Below are 1,157 nucleotides of genomic sequence, written 5' to 3' on the forward strand. Positions count from 1 at the left end.
CCCGGCGGCGTCGGCACCATGCCCACCCCCACCCTCTTCACCGACTACCTCACCCGCCTCCTCCACGTCATCGACTTCGTCAAACAAGCCGTCGCCATGAACGACGACGTCTTCGACTTCTTCTACGAAGCCCTCCCCGGCTACGAACAAGTCGGCCTGCGCCGCACCCTCCTCGCCTGCTGGGGCGCCTGGCAGAACCCCGACATCGTCGACTACCGCTACGACACCATGAACACCTGGGGCAAAGCCATGTACGTCACCCCGGGCATCATCATCGACGGCCGGCTGCGCACCAACAACCTCATCGACATCAACCTCGGCCTCAGAATCCTCCTCGGCTCCTCCTACTACCAGGACTGGACAGGCGAAGAACCCTTCGTCACCCACGACCCCCTCGGCAACCCGGTCGACATCCGCCACCCCTGGAACCAGACCACCCTCCCCCACCCCCAAAAACGCGACTTCGACGGCAACTACTCCTGGGTCATGAGCCCCCGCTGGTACGACACCGAAACCGGCGACCACCTCGCCCTCGACACCGGCGGCGGCCCCCTCGCCCGCCTCTGGTCCACCGCCCTGTCCAACATCGTCGACACCCCCTACATCAAAACCACCGGCCACAGCATCCGCATCACCCTCCCCAAAGGCGAAACCCTCCCCGAGACCACCCTCGAATGGCACATCCCCAAGTGGTCCAACACCATCGAACGCGACCGCGCCCGCCCCTACTTCATCGCCTACGCCGCCGCCATGGCCCTGCAGTTCGTCGAAGAGGCCACCACCCTCGTCCGCGCCGGCCACACCCAGGTCTACACCAACTTCGACGTCCCCGACGAAGCCATCGGATGCGGCTTCCACGAAGCCGTCCGCGGCGTCCTCTCCCACCACCTCGTCATCAAGGACAAGAAGATCGCCAACTACCACCCCTACCCACCCACCCCCTGGAACGCCAGCCCCCGCGACCACTACGGCACCCCCGGCCCCTACGAAGACGCCGTCCAAGGACAACCCGTCTTCGAAGAGAACGGACCCGACACCTTCAAAGGCGTCGACATCATGCGCACCGTCCGCAGCTTCGACCCCTGCCTCCCCTGCGGCGTCCACATGTACCTCGGCAACGGCAAAACCCTCACCACCACCCACACCCCCACCTACGG

The 1,157-nt window shown here is 65.4% G+C and carries 1 protein-coding gene; it reads left to right on the plus strand.

The features are described from left to right. Positions 1-1,157, plus strand: a 1,157-nt coding sequence (locus ACH5A8_RS34580; RefSeq protein ID WP_399007957.1) for a nickel-dependent hydrogenase large subunit, incomplete at both ends; no start/stop codon positions are given.

It is taken from the genome of Streptomyces sp. NPDC018610, assembly GCF_044391765.1.
In the GTDB taxonomy this organism is placed as follows: domain Bacteria; phylum Actinomycetota; class Actinomycetes; order Streptomycetales; family Streptomycetaceae; genus Streptomyces.